The sequence below is a fragment of the Streptomyces sp. NPDC051018 genome, from assembly GCF_044456085.1.
Lineage (GTDB): Bacteria > Actinomycetota > Actinomycetes > Streptomycetales > Streptomycetaceae > Streptomyces.
In genome coordinates this window covers 105,052-123,964 of the sequence record NZ_JBITFN010000014.1, presented here as the reverse complement: position 1 = coordinate 123,964, position 18,913 = coordinate 105,052, and the positions used below count along the sequence as shown (strand labels likewise).

At 72.0% G+C, this 18,913-nt stretch carries 13 protein-coding genes and 1 pseudogene; 9 read left to right on the top strand and 5 right to left on the bottom strand.

Annotation, left to right across the window (positions count from 1 at the left end; all coding sequences use genetic code 11):
* Positions 1-72 precede the first annotated feature (72 nt).
* Positions 73-1,092, top strand: coding sequence for a hypothetical protein (locus ACIBCM_RS23685; protein WP_399246283.1), 1,020 nt, complete (start codon positions 73-75; stop codon positions 1,090-1,092).
* 25 nt (positions 1,093-1,117) lie between these two features.
* Here the strand turns inward: ACIBCM_RS23685 and ACIBCM_RS23680 are convergent, their stop codons facing one another.
* A complete protein-coding gene (locus ACIBCM_RS23680) occupies positions 1,118-2,374 on the bottom strand; it encodes a serine hydrolase domain-containing protein (protein ID WP_399246282.1) in 1,257 nt (418 codons plus the stop codon).
* A 424-nt stretch (positions 2,375-2,798) separates the two neighbouring features.
* On the opposite strand from ACIBCM_RS23680, the gene ACIBCM_RS23675 reads away from it, so the two are divergent.
* Positions 2,799-6,131 (top strand): S8 family serine peptidase, encoded by a 3,333-nt coding sequence (locus ACIBCM_RS23675; protein WP_399246280.1) that lies wholly within the window; start codon positions 2,799-2,801, stop codon positions 6,129-6,131.
* 508 nt (positions 6,132-6,639) lie between these two features.
* On the opposite strand, the gene ACIBCM_RS23670 is transcribed toward ACIBCM_RS23675, so the two are convergent.
* Both ACIBCM_RS23670 and ACIBCM_RS23665 read right to left on the bottom strand, forming a co-directional pair.
* Positions 6,640-7,659: a hypothetical protein gene (locus ACIBCM_RS23670; RefSeq protein ID WP_399246278.1), complete on the bottom strand. Its 1,020-nt coding sequence runs from the start codon at positions 7,657-7,659 to the stop codon at positions 6,640-6,642.
* Position 7,660: 1 nt separating this feature from the next.
* The gene (locus ACIBCM_RS23665) at positions 7,661-8,185 is read right to left on the bottom strand and encodes an RNA polymerase sigma factor (RefSeq protein ID WP_399246276.1); all 525 of its coding nucleotides are present in this window, start codon (positions 8,183-8,185) and stop codon (positions 7,661-7,663) included.
* A 191-nt stretch (positions 8,186-8,376) separates the two neighbouring features.
* Here ACIBCM_RS23665 and ACIBCM_RS23660 point away from each other — a divergent pair, with 191 nt between their 5' ends.
* Positions 8,377-9,408 (top strand): aspartate-semialdehyde dehydrogenase, encoded by a 1,032-nt coding sequence (locus tag ACIBCM_RS23660; protein ID WP_399246274.1) that lies wholly within the window; start codon positions 8,377-8,379, stop codon positions 9,406-9,408.
* Between the two features lie 77 nt (positions 9,409-9,485).
* Here ACIBCM_RS23660 and ACIBCM_RS23655 read toward each other — a convergent pair whose 3' ends face one another.
* Positions 9,486-10,091, bottom strand: coding sequence for a DUF1203 domain-containing protein (locus ACIBCM_RS23655; protein ID WP_399246417.1), 606 nt, complete (start codon positions 10,089-10,091; stop codon positions 9,486-9,488).
* Positions 10,092-10,330: 239 nt separating this feature from the next.
* On the opposite strand from ACIBCM_RS23655, the gene pepN reads away from it, so the two are divergent.
* From pepN to ACIBCM_RS23630, 5 genes are all read left to right on the top strand, one after another.
* On the top strand, positions 10,331-12,913 hold the full coding sequence (gene pepN, locus ACIBCM_RS23650) for an aminopeptidase N (protein WP_399246272.1): 2,583 nt from the start codon (positions 10,331-10,333) through the stop codon (positions 12,911-12,913).
* A gap of 1,202 nt (positions 12,914-14,115) precedes the next feature.
* A complete protein-coding gene (locus ACIBCM_RS23645) occupies positions 14,116-15,564 on the top strand; it encodes an ATP-binding protein (RefSeq protein ID WP_399246271.1) in 1,449 nt (482 codons plus the stop codon).
* A complete protein-coding gene (locus ACIBCM_RS23640; RefSeq protein ID WP_399246269.1) occupies positions 15,561-15,977 on the top strand; it encodes a roadblock/LC7 domain-containing protein in 417 nt (138 codons plus the stop codon). Before ACIBCM_RS23645 ends, ACIBCM_RS23640 begins: the two co-directional genes overlap by 4 nt.
* The gene (locus ACIBCM_RS23635; RefSeq protein WP_399246267.1) at positions 15,974-16,330 is read left to right on the top strand and encodes a DUF742 domain-containing protein; all 357 of its coding nucleotides are present in this window, start codon (positions 15,974-15,976) and stop codon (positions 16,328-16,330) included. The genes ACIBCM_RS23640 and ACIBCM_RS23635 overlap by 4 nt, the downstream gene beginning before the upstream one ends.
* Complete coding sequence (locus ACIBCM_RS23630) at positions 16,311-16,931, top strand: GTP-binding protein (RefSeq protein WP_399246265.1); 621 nt, start codon at positions 16,311-16,313, stop codon at positions 16,929-16,931. Before ACIBCM_RS23635 ends, ACIBCM_RS23630 begins: the two co-directional genes overlap by 20 nt.
* A gap of 226 nt (positions 16,932-17,157) precedes the next feature.
* On the opposite strand, the pseudogene ACIBCM_RS23625 reads toward ACIBCM_RS23630, so the two are convergent.
* A pseudogene (locus ACIBCM_RS23625) lies at positions 17,158-18,012 on the bottom strand (EamA family transporter); the annotation flags it as partial.
* 135 nt (positions 18,013-18,147) lie between these two features.
* Between ACIBCM_RS23625 and ACIBCM_RS23620 the strand changes: the two are divergent.
* On the top strand, positions 18,148-18,678 hold the full coding sequence (locus ACIBCM_RS23620; protein ID WP_399246263.1) for a MarR family winged helix-turn-helix transcriptional regulator: 531 nt from the start codon (positions 18,148-18,150) through the stop codon (positions 18,676-18,678).
* The last annotated feature ends 235 nt before the right edge of the window (positions 18,679-18,913 follow it).

Here is an 18,913-nt window from a genome sequence, read left to right as displayed (position 1 = left end):
GTGTTGTCCGGAATTGTCGACGACCGTGTAACAGCGGTTAGCTCCCACCCCGTCCGCGGGCATCCCCCCGCCATGAACCACAACACCCCGCTCTCCCCCGTCCCCCTCTCCCACCTCTCCGACGTCCAGCGCCGGGTGCTCTCCACCGCTCAGCTCCGCGCGCACGGGGTGTCGGCCGCCCGTACCACCGCGAAGTGCCGGCCCGGAGGCCCCTGGCAGACGCTGCTGCCGGGCGTGTACGTGCTGCACCCCGGCCCGCCCACCGGCGAGGAGCGGCTCCACGGGGTGCTGCTCTACGCCGGGCGGCCCCCGATCCCTTCGCAGGGCGGCCGGGCGGGGAGCCCGTACGGGGAGGCGATGATCACGGGCATCGCCGCCCTCGCGCTGCGGGAGTTCTCCACGGCACCGCCGCTGACCGCGCTGAACCGGATCGACGTACTGGTGCCGAGGACCCGGCGGCTGCGGTCCACCGGGTGCGCCCGGATCGTCCGTACCCAGGCGATGCCCCGGGCCGAGCGGATCGACGGACTGCCGGTCGCCCCCGTGGCCCGGGCGCTCGCGGACGCCGTCGCGCAGTCGGACGACCCCGAGGCCGTACGGCTGCTGATGACCGAGGCCGTGCGCGGGGGTCACTGCGAACCGGGCGCGGTGGTCGCGGAGCTGAACCGGGCGCGGCTGCTGGACCGGCCGCATGTCGTGGACGCGGTGGACGCGCTGCTCGCTCAGGGGCGTTCGGTCGCGGAGGACCGGCTCTACGAGATGGTGTTCCTGCACGGGCTGCCGGACCCCCTCTGGAACGTGGATCTGCGGCTGCCGGGGGGACCGTATCTGGGCGGGGTGGACGCCTACTGGCCCGAGGAGGCGGTCGCGGTGGAGCTGGACACCCGGGCGCCCCGGCAGGACGAGGACATGATGTGGTCGGAGCACGTACGCAAGCGGGAGCATCTGGAGCGGCTCGGGGTCACCGTGGTGCACATCACCCCGAGGAAGCTGCGGGATTCGCTGGAGCAGCAGGCGACGGTGGTACGGACGGCGCTGATGGCGGCGGGCGACCGGGAGCCCGCCGCGTATCTGGTGGTGCTGCCCCGCTGAGCACAGGGCGGGGCGGCACCTCCGTTCACCGGCCGCAGAACTCCGCTTCGACGACCGCCGAGCTGTCCCCGGCCCAGTCCCCGTTGAAGTTGAGCGTCAGCGCGTGCCCGGTGTCCCGGGTCATCAGCGCCTCGGACGCGGAACCGTGGATGCCGCCGCTATGACCCCACACCTCCGTACCGCAGCTCAGCCGGATCCGCACCAGCCCCAGGCCGTAGCCGACCTCGGGCCGCTGGGGATCGGGACGGACGGTGGTGGTCATCTCCCTCATCTGCTCCGGCGGCAGCAGACGGCCCTTCAGCAGCTCGCGGTAGAAGCGGTGCAGATCGGCGGAGTCGGAGATCATCTCGCCCGCGGCCCAGGCAGCCGACGGGTTCAGCTCGGTGACGTCATGGGTCCTGGCGTTCGGATCCGCGGAGAGCTTCGAGTACGCGCGGCTCGCGGGGCGTGGCACCCGGGGGTCGTTGCCGGGCACCGAGGTGGACCGCAGCTTGAGGGGGCGCAGGAAACGGCGTTCGATCTCGGAGCCGTAGGACCGGCCGGTCACCTTCTCGATGACCATGCCGGCGAGGACGTAGTTGGTGTTGGAGTAGTTCCAGCCCGTGCCGGGGGCGAAGTCGGGCCGGTGCTTCATCGCGACGGCGACGAGCTGCTCGGGCTTCCAGGAGTCGTAGCGGTGCTCGAAGAAGCCGCTGCCGAAGAACTTCTCCTGAAGACCGGGGTCGCTGGTGTAGTTGTAGACGCCGCTGGTGTGGTTGAGGAGCCGGCGCAGGGTGACGCGGCGGCCGTCGTGGCCGTTGCCCCGGAGCACTCCGGGCAGCACCCGCTCGACGGAGTCGTCGAGGTCCAGGCGCCCCTCGGCCTCCAGTTGGAGCACGACGGTGGCGACGAAGGTCTTGGTGATGGACGCGACGCGGTAGCGGTCCTGGGGCAGCCGCTCACGGCCGGTGCGCAGATCACCGACGCCCGCGGTGCCGTTCCAGGTGCCGTCGCGGTCGCGGGCGCGGGCGACGACCCCGGGGACACCGTCCCGCACGGCCGCCTCGATGGCCCGCTGGGTGCGCTCATGGCCCCGGCCGGGCGAAGGGCCCGCGGCGGACGGGGATTGCGCTTCGGCCGGGGACTCCTCGGTGGCCGGGGATCCCGTCAGCGCCGGGGCTTTCCCGGCGGTCGGGGAATCCGTGCTGGTCGGGGACACCGCGACGGCCGGTGCCGTCAGGGCCGCGGTGGCCAGGACCGCCACCGCCGCGATCACTGCCGTACGGGCCGTATGTGCCGGCATATCAGCTCCCTGTTTCCCTGGTTTCCCTGGCTTTCTGGCTTTCCTGGCTTTCTGGTTCTCCGGGTTTCCTGTGCGCGGACGTCGGCCCGGTCGGCTGGAGAGACCCGCATCAGAGCCCAAGAGTTGTGCGGTGGCAGGGAGTTGAGCGGATACCGGACATTCCTCCGCGTCACACCCCGGTCACCGGCGGGCACGAGGACGGGCGAGGGAGCGACCGGCGGGCCGCCGGAGACGGGTAGGGAGCACGGCTTTGTCCCCGATGGCGCATCGTCCGCGCTGGCGGGTGTACGCCATGGACACATCACATACCCATGGACTCTCCACAAACACCTGCCCCGTACGCAAGGCTGAGCGGTCGTCGGACACCGCAATCCGGACTGGCTCCACCCCACAGCGACCCGTTTCCTCACCCACAGGAGTGCCGATGACCCCCCACTCCCCGAACTCCGCACCCGGAAGTCCCATACCCCGGCACAGACGACGCGCGGTCCGCATCGGGGCCGCCGCCTCGCTGGTGGCCGCGCTCGTGGCGGTGGGAATGGCCCCCGCCTTCTCCACTCAGCCCGCGGACGACCCGGTGGCCGTGCCCGGGACCAAGGCCGCGCTGGAACCCGCCGAGAAGAAGATCGGCGCGGCCGACCTCCAACTACTCGCCGACGCCGAGGCCCAGGGCGACAAGAGCGTCACCTTCATGGTCGCCACCGCCCCCGGATCGACCGAGCAGGTCAGCGGCCAGCTGGACGCCGTCAAGGGCGCCCTGGTCGGCAGGACCCACGACAAGCTCGGCTATGTACGGGCCACGCTTCCCACGGCGAAGGCGGAGAAGGCCCTCAGGGCGGCCGCGAAACTCCCCTCGGTGCACGGCATCGACCTGAGGCACGAGATCGTGCTGGACGACCCGCTGCCCGCAGCCGACAGCACCCCGGCCGCCCTGGGCAAGGCGCCCCGGCAGGGCGCGGCCTACCCGGCGCCCGGGCCCGCCACCCCGGCGAAGAACCCGTACAACCCGTCCTTCGAGACGGGCGCGGTGGACTTCGTCCGGGAGAACCCCCGGTACGACGGCCGCGGGGTCACGATCGGGATCCTGGACTCCGGGATCGACCTCGGGCACCCCGCGCTCCAGAAGACCACCACCGGCGAACGCAAGGTCGTCGACTGGGTCACCGCGACCGATCCCGTCGCCGACCGTGACGGCACCTGGCGCCAGATGCGGCTGGAAGTGAACGGCCCGGCGTTCCCCGTGAACGGCCGCACCTACACCGCCCCCGCGGGCTCGTACCGCTTCAGCCTCTTCGCCGAGAGGGCCACCCTCGCCGGGGACATGGCCGGAGACCTCAACCGCGACGGCGACACCACCGACACCTGGGCGATGCTGTACGACCCGGCCGCCGGCACCGTACGCGTCGACCTCGACGACAACGCCGACTTCACCGACGACACCGCGATGAAGCCGTACAAGGACGGCTTCCAGATCGGCTGGTTCGGCACGGACGACCCGGCCACCCCGGTCGCCGAACGCATCCCCTTCGTCATCGAGATCCGCAAGGACGTCGTCTACAACGACGCGGGCGACACGGCGGACTACGCGAGCATCGGCCTGATCGAGGGCTCGCACGGCACGCACGTCGCCGGAATCACCGCGGCCAACGGACTGTTCGGCGGCGCGATGAACGGCGCGGCGCCCGGCGCCCGGCTGGTCTCCTCACGCGCCTGTTCCTGGGGCGGCGGCTGCTCCAACATCGCGCTCACCGAGGGCCTGCTCGATCTGGTCGTCAACCGCGGTGTGGACATCGTCAACATCTCCATCGGCGGTCTGCCGGCGCTGAACGACGGCAACAACGCCCGCGCGGAGCTGTACAACCGGCTCATCGACGCCTACGGCGTCCAGCTGGTGATCTCCGCGGGCAACGACGGCCCCGGCACCAACACCATCGGCGACCCCGGTGTCGCCGACAAGGCGATCTCCGTCGGCGCGTCCATCTCCCGGGAGACCTGGGCCGCCAACTACGGCTCGCGGGTGACCGCCCGGTACGCCATGATGCCGTTCTCCTCCCGCGGCCCGCGCGAGGACGGCGGTTTCACCCCCACCGTCACCGCGCCCGGCTCGGCAATCCAGACCACCCAGACCTGGGCCCCCGGAGGCCCGGTCAGGGAGGCGGGCTACCCGCTGCCTCCCGGCTACTCGATGATCCAGGGCACCTCGATGTCCTCACCGCAGGTGGCGGGCGCGGGCGCGCTGCTGCTGTCGGCCGCCGGGCAGCGCGGTATCGCGCTCACCCCGGCGAAGCTGCGCACCGCGCTCACCAGCACCGCACGGCCGGTCCCCGGGGCGAAGGCCCATGAGCAGGGCGCGGGACTGATCGACATCGTGGATGCCTGGGAGACTGTTGAAGAAGGGGCCGGCGCGCACGAGTACAAGGTCAAGGCACCCGTCGACACGGCGATCGACGACGCGCTGCGGACCCCGGGCTTCGGCACCGGCCTCTACGACCGGGACGGGGGTGCCCGGCCCGGCCGCACGAAGTCGTACGACATCACGCTCACCCGTACCACCGGTCCCCGGGGCTCTGTCTGGCACGACCTCGACTGGAAGTACGGGGACGGGACCTTCCGGCTGCCGGCCGGTGACCGGGTCCGGCTGCCGCTGAACCAGCCGGTGACCGTCACCGTGCAGGCCCGGCCGAGGACGGAGGGGGTGCACAGCGCGATCCTGGAGGCGGACGATCCGCGCACCGAGGGCGTCGACAAGCAGATCCTGGCGACCGTCGTCGCCGCGGCTCCGCTGGCATCGCCGTCGTACGCGTACTCGGCGAGCGGATCGGTGGACCGCAACAGCCACCGGTCGTACTTCGTCACGGTGCCGGAGGGCGCGAAGACGCTGGAGGTGGCGCTCGGCGGGCTCGCGGCGGGGAGCCAGACGCGGTTCATCGGCATCCATCCGCACGGGGTGCAGATGGAGGACAGCGCGACCGTCTACTGCTACCCGGACTACCCGAACCCCGGCAACACCTGCCGGCCGGATCTGCGGTCGTACACCGATCCGGAGCCGGGTGTGTGGGAGATCGAGGTCGAGTCCCGGCGTACCTCCCCGCTGCTGAGCAACCCCTACCGGCTGGACGTCTCCCTGGTGGGGGCCGACTTCGACCCGGCCGTCAGGACGCTGCCCGAGGTGAAGGCCGGTACCCCGGCGGCCGTCGGCTGGAAGGTCACCAACCGCTACGGCACGATCGACGGCAGGCTGGAGGGCGGTTCGCTGGGCTCGGCGAAGGTCACCCGGCCGTCCATCGGGAACGGCGACTCCCAGGAGACGACGGTCACCATCGGCGAGGACGTCGAGCGCCTGGACGTCGCCATCGGCGGTGTCTCCGACCGGAGCGCGGACCTCGACCTCTACGTCTACCGCGAGGGCGCGCAGGTGGGCCAGGCCGCGGACGGGGACTCGGAGGAGGCGGTCAGCCTGACCGACCCCGCTCCCGGCGTCTACACCATCGTGGTCGAGGGCTACTCCGTGCCCTCGGGAACGACCGAGTACGACTACCGCGATGTCTTCTTCACGCCCTCCCTCGGACGGCTGACGGTCGACGCGGCCAAGCCGGTCAGGCTGGGGAGCGGTGAGTCTGCGGAGGTCGGCGCCGAGGTGGTGGCCGCGGGCGCGGCGCCCGAGGGCCGGCAGTTCTTCGGCGAGGTCCGCCTGGTCAACGCCCGCGGCACCTCGGCGGGCGCGGGCAGCGTGGTGATCGGGAAGGTCGTCCCCTGACCTTCGGTCCTCGACCGTGGTCCTCCTGTCCGTAGTCCTATGTCCTGTCCGTGGTCCTCGGCCTGTCCGTGGTCCTCGGCCTTCCGGGTTCCGTCGGCCCCGGAGGACAGGGCGCAAAGGCGGGCGCCCCTTGCGGGCGCCCGCCTTTGCGGGTTCGGGCGGGTGTCGGGCGTCCCGCCGCCGGTCGGGGTGGGTGCCGAGCCGGGATGAGGTCCTGCCGTACGCACCCCGGGCCGGCCCCCGAGTCCGTCCCGCCGTACGGGCGGATGTCCGGGCTCGCTCACCCGGCTGTGCGAGCGGGAGCCGGGCCCCTTGCGGGGACGGCACCCGGCGTCCCCTGCCAAGGGCGGCGTTCCCGGTTCGCCCTGCCGTACGGGCGCCGGCGCCCGGGCCCTCTCCGCCCGGCCGTACGAGCGGGTGCTCGGATCCCGCTGCGGAAACGGCGCCCCGTTTCAGCCCGCCGTACCGCGCACCACCGCACGGGCGGGTGCCCGGGGGCGGTCCGTCGTCACCCCGCGCCGGGGCAGGAGAGGTCGGCGTCGGCGGAGAGGCCCTCGGTCACCCATGCGCGGCCTGCCGCGATCTCGGCGCCGGTGTAGTAGCTGACGCCCTCCTCGGGGAGCCGGGACACGATCACCAGCATGCGGGTCCCCACCAGCACGTTCGCGGTCTCCTCGCGGGTGACGAAGAACTCCGCCTCCTTCGGGCCCGCCGCCGGCTTGAGGTAGCGCTCGACCTCCAGCACGACACGGGTACGTCCGGGCACGGCCTCGGTACGGACCACGGTGCCCTCGGCGATCAGCCGGGCGCAGGCCGTGTACCCGTCGGGGGCGAGCTTCGCCGCCTTGCTGTCGGCGGCCCCGGTCCGGGCCGCCTGGTACTGCACGCCGACGCCGATGCCCGCGAGGGTGGCGAGGACGGCGGCGGAGGCCGCGAGCGCGACCGCCAGACGGCGGCGGCGCCGTTTCGGCCGGGGCTCTCGCCGCGGTACGGGCCGGAGGCCCGGGCCCGGCGGGGACGGCGAAAGAGACGGGCGGTCCGGCGGGGTGACCGGTTCGGGCGACGGGCCGGGCCCGGTGACCGGCCCGGTGTCCAGCGCGGAAGACGGGTCCGGTCCGGTGTCCACCCCGGGGAACGGGTCCGGCCCGGGGAACGGGTCCGGAGACGGGTCCGGCCCGGGGAACGGGTCCGGCCCCGGAGCCGGCTCCTCATGGGCCAGCGCGTCACCGATGAGCCGGAGCTGCTCCCCCAGAATCCGCATGTCGCGCGCGGCGGCGGCCGCCCCGGGGTCGCCCTCGGCCGGTGGTTCACCCAGCAGGACCGCCATCAGCGCGTCGTCAGCGTCACGATCTCCGCCCCCGTTCCCCCCGCAGAAGCTGTCGCCGGGCCGGTGGCCGGAGCCGTCGCCGGGCCCCTCGCCTGGCCGGTGGCCGGGGCCGTCGCCGAACCCACGGTCAGCCGCACCACGGGACCCGCCCTCGAACGCGTCACCGAATCCGCCGCGGCCCTCGATGTCGTCCCTGGACATGTCAGACCACCTCGTCCGTGTGGAGCCGGCTGCGCATCGCCTTCGCCGCCGCGTGGAGCCTGCTCTTGACCGTTCCCTCGGGCAGTCCGAGTTCCCGTGCGATCTGCGGCACGGTGAGATCCGCGTAGAAGCGCAGGACCAGCACCTGCCGCTGGGCCTCGGGCAGCGCGTCCAGACCGTCGGCGACGGTGAGCGCGAGGAGCCGGGCCTCCTGCCCGCCCTGGCTCTCCGCGCTCCACACCTTGAGCGCGGCGAGCCGGGCGCCCGTACGCTCCCGGCGGCTGCGCTCGCGGTGCCAGTCGGCGGCGAGGTTCGACGCCACCACCGCGGCCCACGCGCCCACGTCCCGCGGTGGTTCCTTGCCGCTCGCCCGGCGCTCCAGCAGCCGCAGCCTGACCTGCTGCACACCGTCCGGAAGATCGGCGTACGGCACCCCGCCGAGCGCGAGGACGGCACGTACCCGGCTGACCTGCGCCGGAGCGAGAGGGTCCGCTCCCCCGCCCCTTCCTCCGCCGCTGCTCGGCAAGGCTGCCTCCCCCACGATGCGTTTCCCCTACGACGCGGGAACCGGGTGAATCGTTCGCCACACCCGGCGCACGGCCCATGGTCTGCGTCACACATCCCGCCCCCTGGACAATGGACTGGACAAGTCGGCCGTGGGGACACGCATCATGGAACGGAACCCAGGCCAGCCAGATCAGTACGAAGGAGTCTTCCGTGAGGGTCGGAATCGTCGGAGCCACCGGTCAGGTGGGCACGGTCATGCGCGGGATCCTCGCGGAACGGAAGTTCCCGGTCGAGGAGCTGCGGCTGTTCGCCTCGGCCCGCTCGGCGGGGTCCGTCATCGAGTGGGAGGGGCGGTCGATCACGGTCGAGGACGCGTCCGCCGCGGACTATTCCGGCCTGGACATCGTGCTCCTCTCCGCGGGCGGCTCGACCTCCCGGGCCCTCGCCGGGAAGGTCGCCGGACAGGGCGCGGTCGTGATCGACAACTCCTCCGCCTGGCGGATGGACCCCGAGGTGCCGCTGGTCGTCTCCGAGGTCAACCCGCACGCGGTCAAGGACCGCCCCAAGGGCATCATCGCCAACCCGAACTGCACCACGATGGCCGCGATGCCGGTGCTGAAGCCGCTGGCGCTGGAAGCGGGTCTGGTGTCGATGGTCGCCACGACCTACCAGGCCGTGTCCGGGTCCGGTCTCTCCGGTGTCGCCGAGCTGGACGGCCAGATCAAGAAGACGGCGGAGCACGCCGCGGCCCTCACCCACGACGGCGGGGCCGTGGACTTCCCCGAGCCCGCCGTCTACAAGCGGCCCATCGCCTTCAATGTGCTCCCGCTCGCGGGCAACCTCGTCGACGACGGCTCCTTCGAGACGGACGAGGAGCAGAAGCTCCGCAACGAGTCCCGGAAGATCCTGGAGCTGCCCGGTCTGAAGGTCTCCGGCACCTGTGTGCGGGTGCCGGTGTTCTCGGGGCACTCCCTTCAGGTGAACGCGCGGTTCGAGCGCCCGCTGAGCGTCGGGCGTGCGTACGAGTTGCTGAAGGACGCGCCCGGGGTGGAGCTGTCCGAGATTCCGACGCCGCTCCAGGCGGCGGGCAGGGACGCGTCGTACGTGGGCCGGATCAGGGCGGACGAGACGGTGGAGCACGGTCTCGCGCTGTTCGTGTCCAATGACAACCTCCGCAAGGGGGCGGCGCTGAACGCGGTGCAGATCGCGGAGCTGGTGGCCGCCGAGCTGAAGGCCGAGTAGACCTCCGGGTCGTACCGGCCCCGGCCCCCGCCACGCGTCCCGCGTGCCGGGGGCCGCTGCCTGACCCGCCCCGCCGCTCAGCCCTGCCCGGCCCCGGGTGGCGCCCCGGTCGGCGGGCGCCCGACCAGGAAGAGGAAGCAGCCGTACTCCACGGCGCGGACATGGACGAAGGCCACCGCCGGATCGGCGAACGCCTCCGCCAGTGCCGCGTCGAACGCGGGCGCCGGGTCCTCGGGGATCTCCAGGAGCAGGCCGCCCGCGATACGGCCGTCCGCGCCGTAGCGGCGCAGCACGCGGAGGGCGCCCGGGCGGACGAAGGGGAAGCGGGTGTCGGCGGGGTCCGGGCCCCCGCAGGGCGCGGCGTGGATGAAGACCGGCCCCTGCTCGTCGTACGCCCCGGGCGTCGCACCGGACCGGGCCGCCCAGCGCCGCAAGGGCGCGTACGAGACGAGGGCGAGGGACTCCCCGGCGCGGCTCGCCCGCAGACAGCACCGCAGCGGCGCGCCGCCTTCGCCGTCGGTGAAGGGGGCGAGGGCTCGGCCTGCGTCGTCGCGGGTCCGGAGCCGGTCGAGGACACCGGGTTCGATCGGGACCGCGTGGTACCGCTCGGCGCCGGCCGCGTACTCCTCGTCGGCGGGGCGCCCGGTTCCCGAGGGGTCGGCGCCGGCGGGCCCGGTCTCCATGGTCTCGGTACCGGTGGGATCGTCGTCGTTGGGATCGGCGTTGCTGGCATGGATGGACTTCGTGCTGACGGGCTCGGTGGTCATACGGCGAGCCTCCCCCGGAAACTCACAGGATTCCGGCGGAAATCGGACATCACATTCGCCCTTCCGTGCCCGGCTCCACTCGGCGGCGGGCACCCCGCACCCCATGGAAGGATGGCGGAAACCGTCACGAAATCCATCGTCCACGAGGAGACCGCGTGCCTGGCACGAATCTGACCCGCGAAGAGGCGCAGCAGCGCGCGCGCCTGCTCAGCACCCATGCGTACGAGATCGACCTCGATCTGAGCGGGGCCCAGGAAGGGGGCGTCTACCGGTCGGTGACGACCGTCCGTTTCGACTGTGCCGAGGCGAACGCGGAGACGTTCATCGATCTGGTCGCCCCCGCCGTGCACGAGGTCGTGCTCAACGGCAAGTCGCTGGACGTCGCCGAGGTGTTCCGGGACTCGCGGATCCAGCTGAGGCATCTGCACGAGGGGCCCAACGAGCTGAGGGTCGTCGCGGACTGCTCGTACACCAACACGGGCGAGGGGCTGCATCGCTTTGTCGACCCGGTGGACCAGCAGGCTTATCTCTACACGCAGTTCGAGGTGCCGGACGCGCGCCGGGTCTTCGCGAACTTCGAGCAGCCGGACCTGAAGGCGACCTTCCAGTTCACCGTGACCGCCCCCGAGGGGTGGACGGTGATCTCCAACTCGCCGACACCCGGGCCCGAGGCCGTCAAGGACAACGTCTGGCGCTTCGAGCCGACGCCCCGGATCTCCACGTACATCACCGCGCTGATCGCCGGGCCGTACCACTCGGTGCACAGCACCTACGAGAAGGACGGGCAGTCCGTGCCGCTGGGCATCTACTGCCGGCCGTCGCTCGCGGAGTTCCTGGACGCGGACGCGATCTTCGACGTGACCCGGCAGGGCTTCGACTGGTTCCAGGAGAAGTTCGACTACGCGTACCCGTTCGCCAAGTACGACCAGCTCTTCGTACCGGAGTTCAACGCGGGCGCGATGGAGAACGCGGGCGCGGTCACCATCCGCGACCAGTACGTGTTCCGCTCGAAGGTGACGGACGCGGCGTACGAGGTGCGGGCGGAGACGATTCTGCATGAGCTGGCGCACATGTGGTTCGGCGATCTCGTCACCATGGAGTGGTGGAACGACCTGTGGCTGAACGAGTCGTTCGCCACCTACACCTCGATCGCCTGCCAGGCGTCCGCGCCGGGCTCGCGGTGGCCCCACTCGTGGACGACGTTCGCGAACTCGATGAAGACCTGGGCGTACCGCCAGGACCAGCTGCCGTCCACCCACCCGATCATGGCGGAGATCCGGGACCTCGACGACGTCCTGGTGAACTTCGACGGCATCACCTACGCCAAGGGCGCCTCCGTGCTGAAGCAGTTGGTGGCGTACGTCGGCCAGGACGAGTTCTTCCGGGGGGTGCAGGCGTACTTCAAGGCGCACGCCTTCGGCAACACCCGGCTGAGCGATCTGCTCGGCGCGCTGGAGAAGACCTCCGGTCGCGATCTGAAGACCTGGTCGCAGAAGTGGCTGGAGACGGCGGGCATCAACATCCTGCGCCCGGAGATCGAGGTGTCCCCCGAGGGGCACGTCGTCTCGTTCGCTGTACGCCAGGAGGCCCCGGCGCTGCCCGCGGGGGCGAAGGGCGAGCCCACTCTGCGCCCGCACCGGATCGCGATCGGCTGCTACGACCTCGACGGCGCCGGCAAACTGGTCCGAACGAACCGGATCGAGCTGGACGTCGACGGCGAGCTGACCGATGTGCCGTTCCCGGCGGGCACCGCCCGTCCCGCGGTGATCCTGCTCAACGACGACGATCTGTCGTACGCCAAGGTCCGGCTGGACGAGCAGTCCCTGAAGGCCGTCACCGAGCACCTCGGCGACTTCGCCGAGTCGCTGCCGCGCGCGCTGTGCTGGGCGTCCGCCTGGGATATGACACGGGACGGCGAACTGGCGACGCGGGACTATCTGTCGCTGGTCCTGTCCGGAGTCGGCAAGGAGTCCGACATCGGTGTGGTGCAGTCGCTGCACCGCCAGGTGAAGATGGCGATCGAGCTGTACGCGGCACCGGAGTGGCGCGAGAGGCTGCTGGGCCGCTGGGCCGAGGCCGCGCTGGAGCATCTGCGGGCGAGCGAGGCGGGCGGTGACCACCAGCTGGCGTGGGCGAGGGCGTTCGCCGCGGTGGCCCGTACGGACGCGCAGCTCGATCTGCTGGGCGGTCTGCTGGACGGCTCGCAGTCGTTGGAGGGGCTGGCGGTGGACACCGAGCTGCGCTGGGCGTTCGTGGAGCGGCTGGCTGCGACCGGGCGGCTGGACGAGGACGGCATCACGGCGGAATACGAGCGGGACAAGACGGCCGCGGGCGAGCGTCACGCGGCGACCGCGCGCGCCGCGCGGCCGACGGCGGAGGCGAAGGCAGAGGCCTGGGCCTCGGTCGTGGAGAGCGACTCCCTGCCGAACGCCATGCAGGAGTCGGTGATCGCGGGCTTCGTCCAGACCGATCAGCGCGAGCTGCTCGCGCCGTACACCGAGAAGTTCTTCTCGGCGGTCAAGGGCGTGTGGGAGTCCCGGAGCCATGAGATGGCGCAGCAGATCGCGGTCGGGCTGTACCCGTCGCTCCAGGTGTCGCAGGCCACGCTGGACACGACGGACGCCTGGCTGGAGTCGGCGAAGCCGAACGCGGCGCTGCGGCGGCTGATCTCGGAGTCCCGCGCGGGCGTCGAGCGGGCGCTGAAGGCGCAGGCGGTGGACGCGGCCGCCGCGGGCTGACCGGCGGATCGCCGGCGCGGCGGAACGGGGCGGGGCGGCACGGGGCGGGCCGGCGGATCGCCGGCGCGGCTGGGCGACAGGGCGGCGGTGCCTCGGGCTGACCCGTGGTCCCCGGTGCCGGCGACCGGCCAGCGGTGACCGGCCAACGGCGACCGATCGGGCCCGTGGCGCTGCGCCGCCGATCGCCACCGGCCGTGCGGGGCAGGGCCTTCGCGCGGCGCCGGATGTCCGAGCCCGGGCATCCGGCGCCGGGCGAAGGGCGATGCCCCCACCCGTCCAGCCGTGGGTCATCCCCGCCGGTCCGGCCGCAGCGACCCTCGTACCCCCGTCCCCGGCTGCTCCGCCCCGGCCCCCGTGACCCGCTCTCCGGCGGACCGCCGGATCCGGGTTCGGGTTCGGGTTCGGGTTCGGAGCAGCGTCCCCGGCCGGGCCGGGGCCTGCGAACACGGGACCGCAGGAGGTCCTTGAGTCAAGGGCGGGATCGCGTCGGGATATCCCTGACGGCGGTGGGACCGGGGGCGGCCGCCGCCCGGAGCCCCAGGGGCCGGAGGAGCGACGGGCCCGGTCAGACGGCCCGGCATCCCGGCCCGGGGCCCGGCAGGTGTGGTGGACCGGCGCCCGCTACCGCCGGAGCCCACAAATCCGCAGCCCGGAGCAACTGGGGCCCGTGTGACTGGTGTGGCTTGAGTAATGAAAGATACTTGCGGCATCCATGAGGTTTGCGAGAGCCGAGGGATCCGTATGGAGTGGCCGCGCGCGGGCGTACGCCTCCGAACGGCCACCGTCCGGTCAGCGTCCGCATGCCGGACTCGCGCCCGAACACCCCTTCGGACGGCGGCCGATGAAGCCCCCGCCCCGGATCCATCGCCCGCCCGGCGAGGTCCGCACGGGACCCGGCGTATCGACCGGTCCGCAGCTCAGCGGCCTCCCCGACGCTTCCGTACGGATTCCGCTTCGCCCCGGGGACCCCGAGGGCGGCCACCTCCGGGGCCGAGGCGATCACCGCAACTGACACCCGATCCAACTTGGCTGAAAACAGTCGATAATCAGTCCAGCACCCACGGCCCCAGCGTCTTCGCAGATTTCAAGCGCATACATCCCGCCAAATCATTGACCTCCCGTCATCTCCCGCAACAAGACACGGATATGCTTCCGGACCGTCGTCTTATGATCATTCCCGTTCCGATGGTTTGAGGGTGCTGATGGTTCGACAGGAAACGTCGACCGGAAGTCCGCGGAGCGCGGCCTCCCCTGCGTGGCTCGTGCCCGTTGTCGTCACCGCCGCCGCCGCGGCCGCCGCCGCGTCCCTGGTCTCCGCTTCGGCGCGCAACGCCGTGATCTGGGTCGGTGCCGTAGCCGTGGTCGCGGTCGCTGTCGCATGTCTGGAAGCCGTCCGCCGCGGCCGGCAGGTCGAGGCCGGGCGCGCGAAGCTCGCCGAGCTGGAGGCGGTGCTGTCGTACCGCCAGGCCGAGACCGCCCGGCTCTCGGGGCAGCTGCTGCCGGAGGTGATGGAACGGCTCCGGCGGGGTGAGTTCCCCGAGGACGTCCTGGAGTCGATCACCGCTCCGGCCGAGCACCACGCCGTCCTCAGTTCCGTCCTCGACGCCGTCGTCGCCGAGGAGGATCTGCGTGAGTCCGCGCAGCGCGCCTTCGTGAACATCGCCCGCCGTGTGCAGGCGATCGTCCACCAGCAGGCGCAGGAGCTGCGGGACATGGAGGACCGGCACGGCAAGAACCCCGAGGTCTTCGGCGATCTGCTGCGGATCGACCACGGCACCGCCCTGATCGGCCGGCTGGCCGACTCCATCGCCGTACTCGGCGGTGCGCGGCCCGGCCGCCAGTGGAGCAGGGCCGTGCCCCTGTACAGCGTGATGCGCGGCGCGATGTCGCGGATCATCGACTACCAGCGTGTGGAACTGCACTCGGTCTCCGAGGTCGCGGTCGTCGGCAACGCCGTCGAGCCGCTGATCCACGCGCTCGCCGAACTGCTCGACAACGCCACCCGGTACTCGCCGCCGCAGACGCGGGTCCACCTCACCGCCGTCGATGTGAACTCGGGCATCGCCGTCGAGATCGAGGACGGCGGTGTGAGCATGAGCGAGGAGGCCCGTCAGCGTGCTGAGCGGATGCTCCGTCAGGCCCAGGAGGGCATCGACCTCAACGACCTCGGTGAGACGCCTCGCCTCGGTCTCGCGGTGGTCGGCCGCCTGGCCCAGGCGTACGGATTCCAGGTGTCACTGCGCTCGTCGGCGTACGGCGGAGTGCGCGCGGTCATCGTCGTACCGAAGGAGCTCATCACCACCGTCGCCTCGGCGACCGGCCTCGCCCACGGCATCGGCGCGTCCTCGGGGCCGCGTGCGAACGGCACGCCCGCCCTCGAACCGCGCCCGGTCAGCCATGCCGCCGCCCCCACGATCGCGGACATGATGACGACGAAGGACGACGACATACCGGTTGTGACCGAGCGGACACCGACCGGCCTGCCGCAGCGGCGCCGCAAAGGCCCCTCCACCCCGGCCCCCGTTGTGACGGTGCCCGAGCCCGAGCCCAAGGACGCACCCGCGGTGCAGCCCGGCATGTGGCTCGCGGCGTTCCAGAACGGCCTGGCCGGCGAGGATCCGCAGACGAACAAGGGGAGTACGCAGCCATGATTCAGCAGCAGTCCAACCAGACCAACATGGACTGGATGCTCAAGGACCTGGCGGAAGGCGTACCGCAGACCAGACATGTGGTCGTGTTGTCCGCGGACGGGTTGCGCATCGCCCAGTACGGCGCGGACAACGACACGGCCGACCGGCTCGCCGCCGCCTGCGCGGGGCTGCAGAGCCTGGCGGGCGCGGTCGCCGCGGAACTCCCGGGCAGCGACGGCCGGATGCACCTGGTCGTCATCGAGATGAGCGGCGGGTTCTTCTATCTGATGGCGGCGGGCTCGGGCGCGTTCCTCGCGGTCCTCGCGGACGAGGGCGTCGACGCCGGGCTGATGGGCCAGCGGATGCGTGACCTCGTACTGCGCATCGGCGAGCATCTCAGCGCCCCGCCGCGGCAGGACAGGCAGTCCGCGTGAGCAAACCGGGGGACTGGGAAGAGGGCAGCCCCGAGCGGCTCTACGTCATCACGGGCGGCCGCAGCGGCTCACAGGTACCGGCGACGCTCGACCTGGTCACGCTGATCGTGGCCAAGTCGGGCCCCCGCCACGGAATGCAGCCGGAGCACGCCGCGATCATCCGGCTCTGTCAGGCGCCGCTCTCGGTGGCCGAGATCTCCGCCTATCTGAAGCTTCCGGTGAGCGTCGTCACCGTGCTGCTCGGCGATCTGCTGCTCGACGAGCAGGTGATCGCCCGCGCACCGGTCCAGCCCGCTCTACTCCCCGACCGCGCGTTGATTGAGGCAGTGATCGATGGACTACAGAAGCTCTGACCAGGCCGTGGGGCCGCGCAGCGAGGACGCGCTGCCGGAGACGGCCACCGCCGCGGTCAAGGTGGTCATCGTGGGCGGCTTCGGTGTCGGCAAGACCACCCTGGTCGGTTCGGTCAGTGAGATCAGGCCGCTGACCACCGAGGAGACGATGACCCAGGCCGGGGTCGGCGTCGACGACATCCAGGGCGTTGAGCGCAAGACCTCGACGACCGTGGCCATGGACTTCGGCCGGATCAGCATCAACGAAGAACTGGTGCTGTATCTGTTCGGCACCCCCGGGCAGGAACGCTTCTGGTTTCTGTGGCGCGGCCTGTTCGAGGGTGCCCTGGGGGCCGTCGTCCTCGTCGACACCCGCCGGCTGGAGGTCAGCTTCGACGTCATCGGGCGGCTGGAGGAACGACGGGTGCCCTTCGTGGTGGCCATCAACTCCTTCCCGGACGCGCCCCACTATCCCGTGGACGAGATCCGGGGGGCGCTCGATCTGCCCGAGACGGTGCCGATCATCGACTGCGACGCGCGGCTGCGGCGTTCGAGCCGCGATGTGCTGATGACGCTGATGCGGTATCTGCAGTATCTCGCGGTGTCGGCCGAGGCGTCGTAGCACCGGTCCCGGCAGTCCCGGCGGCTCCGGAGATCCCGTTGGCCACGCTGGTCTCGGTGACCACGGTGGTCCTGTTGGTCCCGTTGACCGCCGTGGCCCCGGCGGTCACGTCGGCGGTCGTACGGGGAGTGAGCGGGGCGCTCTGTGCGCCGGGCTTCTCGTGGGACCGTCCGCGGGACCACCGGGGGAACCGTCCCCGGGGTCCGTCGTGGACGTCCCGGGACCCGGGCCGGCGGGGCTGGAGCTGTCCCGCCAGGGTCGCCCCGAACGCGATCGCCATACCCACCAGCTGTACGGCGGTGAGCGCCTGGCCGAGCGCGGCCCATCCGATGACGGCCGCGGTGATCGGCGACAGCGGGCCGAGGAGCGTGACGGACGTGGCGGTCAGCTGCTCGATCCCGCGGAACCAGAGCCAGTAGCCGACGGCCGTGTTGGCGAGCGCCAGATAGAGGTAACCGGCGAGGTTCGTGCCGTCGAGCGCGGGCGGCGCACCCTCCACGAGGAAGGCGATCGGGGCGATCAGCAGCCCGCCCGCGGTGAGCTGCCAGCCCGTCATCGCCAGCGGGCCCACGCCCTCGGGGCGGCCCCAGCGCTTGGTGAGCACGGTGCCCGCCGACATCGAGGCGGAGGCCACGAGGCCCGCCAGCACACCGATGAGGTCCAGCGCCGCTCCGGCGCGCAGCACCACGAGGCTCACCCCGAAGGCCGCGGCGATGGCCGCCAGCATCGTGCGGGTCCTGGGCTTCTCCCCCAGCAGCAGCACCGCCAGGCCGACGACGAACAGCGGCCCCACCGAGCCGACCACGGCGGCGACCCCGCCGGGGAGCCGGTAGGCGGAGAGGAAGAGCAGCGGGAAGAACGCTCCGATGTTGAGCGCTCCCAGTACGGGCGCCCGCCACCACCAGGCGCCGCGCGGGAGGACCCGGGTGAGCGCGAGGAGCAGGAGGCCCGCGGGGAGGGCTCGCATCAGTCCGGTGAACAGCGGCCGGTCGGGTGGCAGGAACTCGGTGGTCACGAAGTAGGTGGAGCCCCAGGAGATGGGGGCCAGCGCGGTCAGGGCGATGACGGCGGCGCGATTCACGGGGAGCCTCCGGGGGCGGGTAGGTCAGCAAGAAGTAGCTTAGCACTAAGCTACTTATAGACATGCTTCTTATCGGTCACTCGCTTTGCGCTAGCTTGCTTGCGGAACATCTGACCGGCCGCCGATAATTCCCTCATGGTGTTCCGCTCCCCCTCCAAGCCCGAGCAGCCCCCCCGTGACGCGGTCGACGCGATCATCGACCAGTGGGCCGAGGTCCGCCCCGACCTGGACACGGCCCCCATGGCCGTCTACGGGCGGATCTACCGGATCGCCCGCGCCATGGGCGACCGGGTCGAGAAGGAGTACGCGCGCTTCGGCATCAGCCGGGGTGAGTTCGACGTCCTGGGGACGCTGCGCCGTTCAGGGGAGCCGTACACCCTCTCACCGCGCCAGCTGTCGTCGACGCTGATGCTGACCACGGGCGGGATGACCGGGCGGCTCGACAAACTGGAGAACGCGGGGCTGCTCGCCCGCAGTCCGGACCCGAACGACCGGCGCGCACTGCGGATCACGCTCACCCACCACGGCCTCGACCTGGTCGACCGGGCGGTCGCCGCAGGCCTCGCGCTCCAGCACGAGGCGTTCGCGTCGTCACTGACTGAGGAGGAAGGCGCCCGGCTGGGCGACCTCCTGCGGAAACTGCTGCTGGGCTCCGAAGCCCCGTAGGCCCGGCACCTGGTAGGTCTGGCCGGTAGGTCCGCCACCTGGCAGGCCCGGCGGACGCCCCGCCCCGCCCCCAGCGGCTGCGGGCGGGGGCCGGTGGTCGGCGGCCCCGCGCCCCAGCGGTCGGCGGCCCCCTACGGCCACCCCGCCCGGCGGGCCCGCCCGCCCCTGCCCCTCGCCGCGGCGGCCCCGGATACGACAAGGGCGCCCCGGAGTGCGTATGCACACCGGAGCGCCC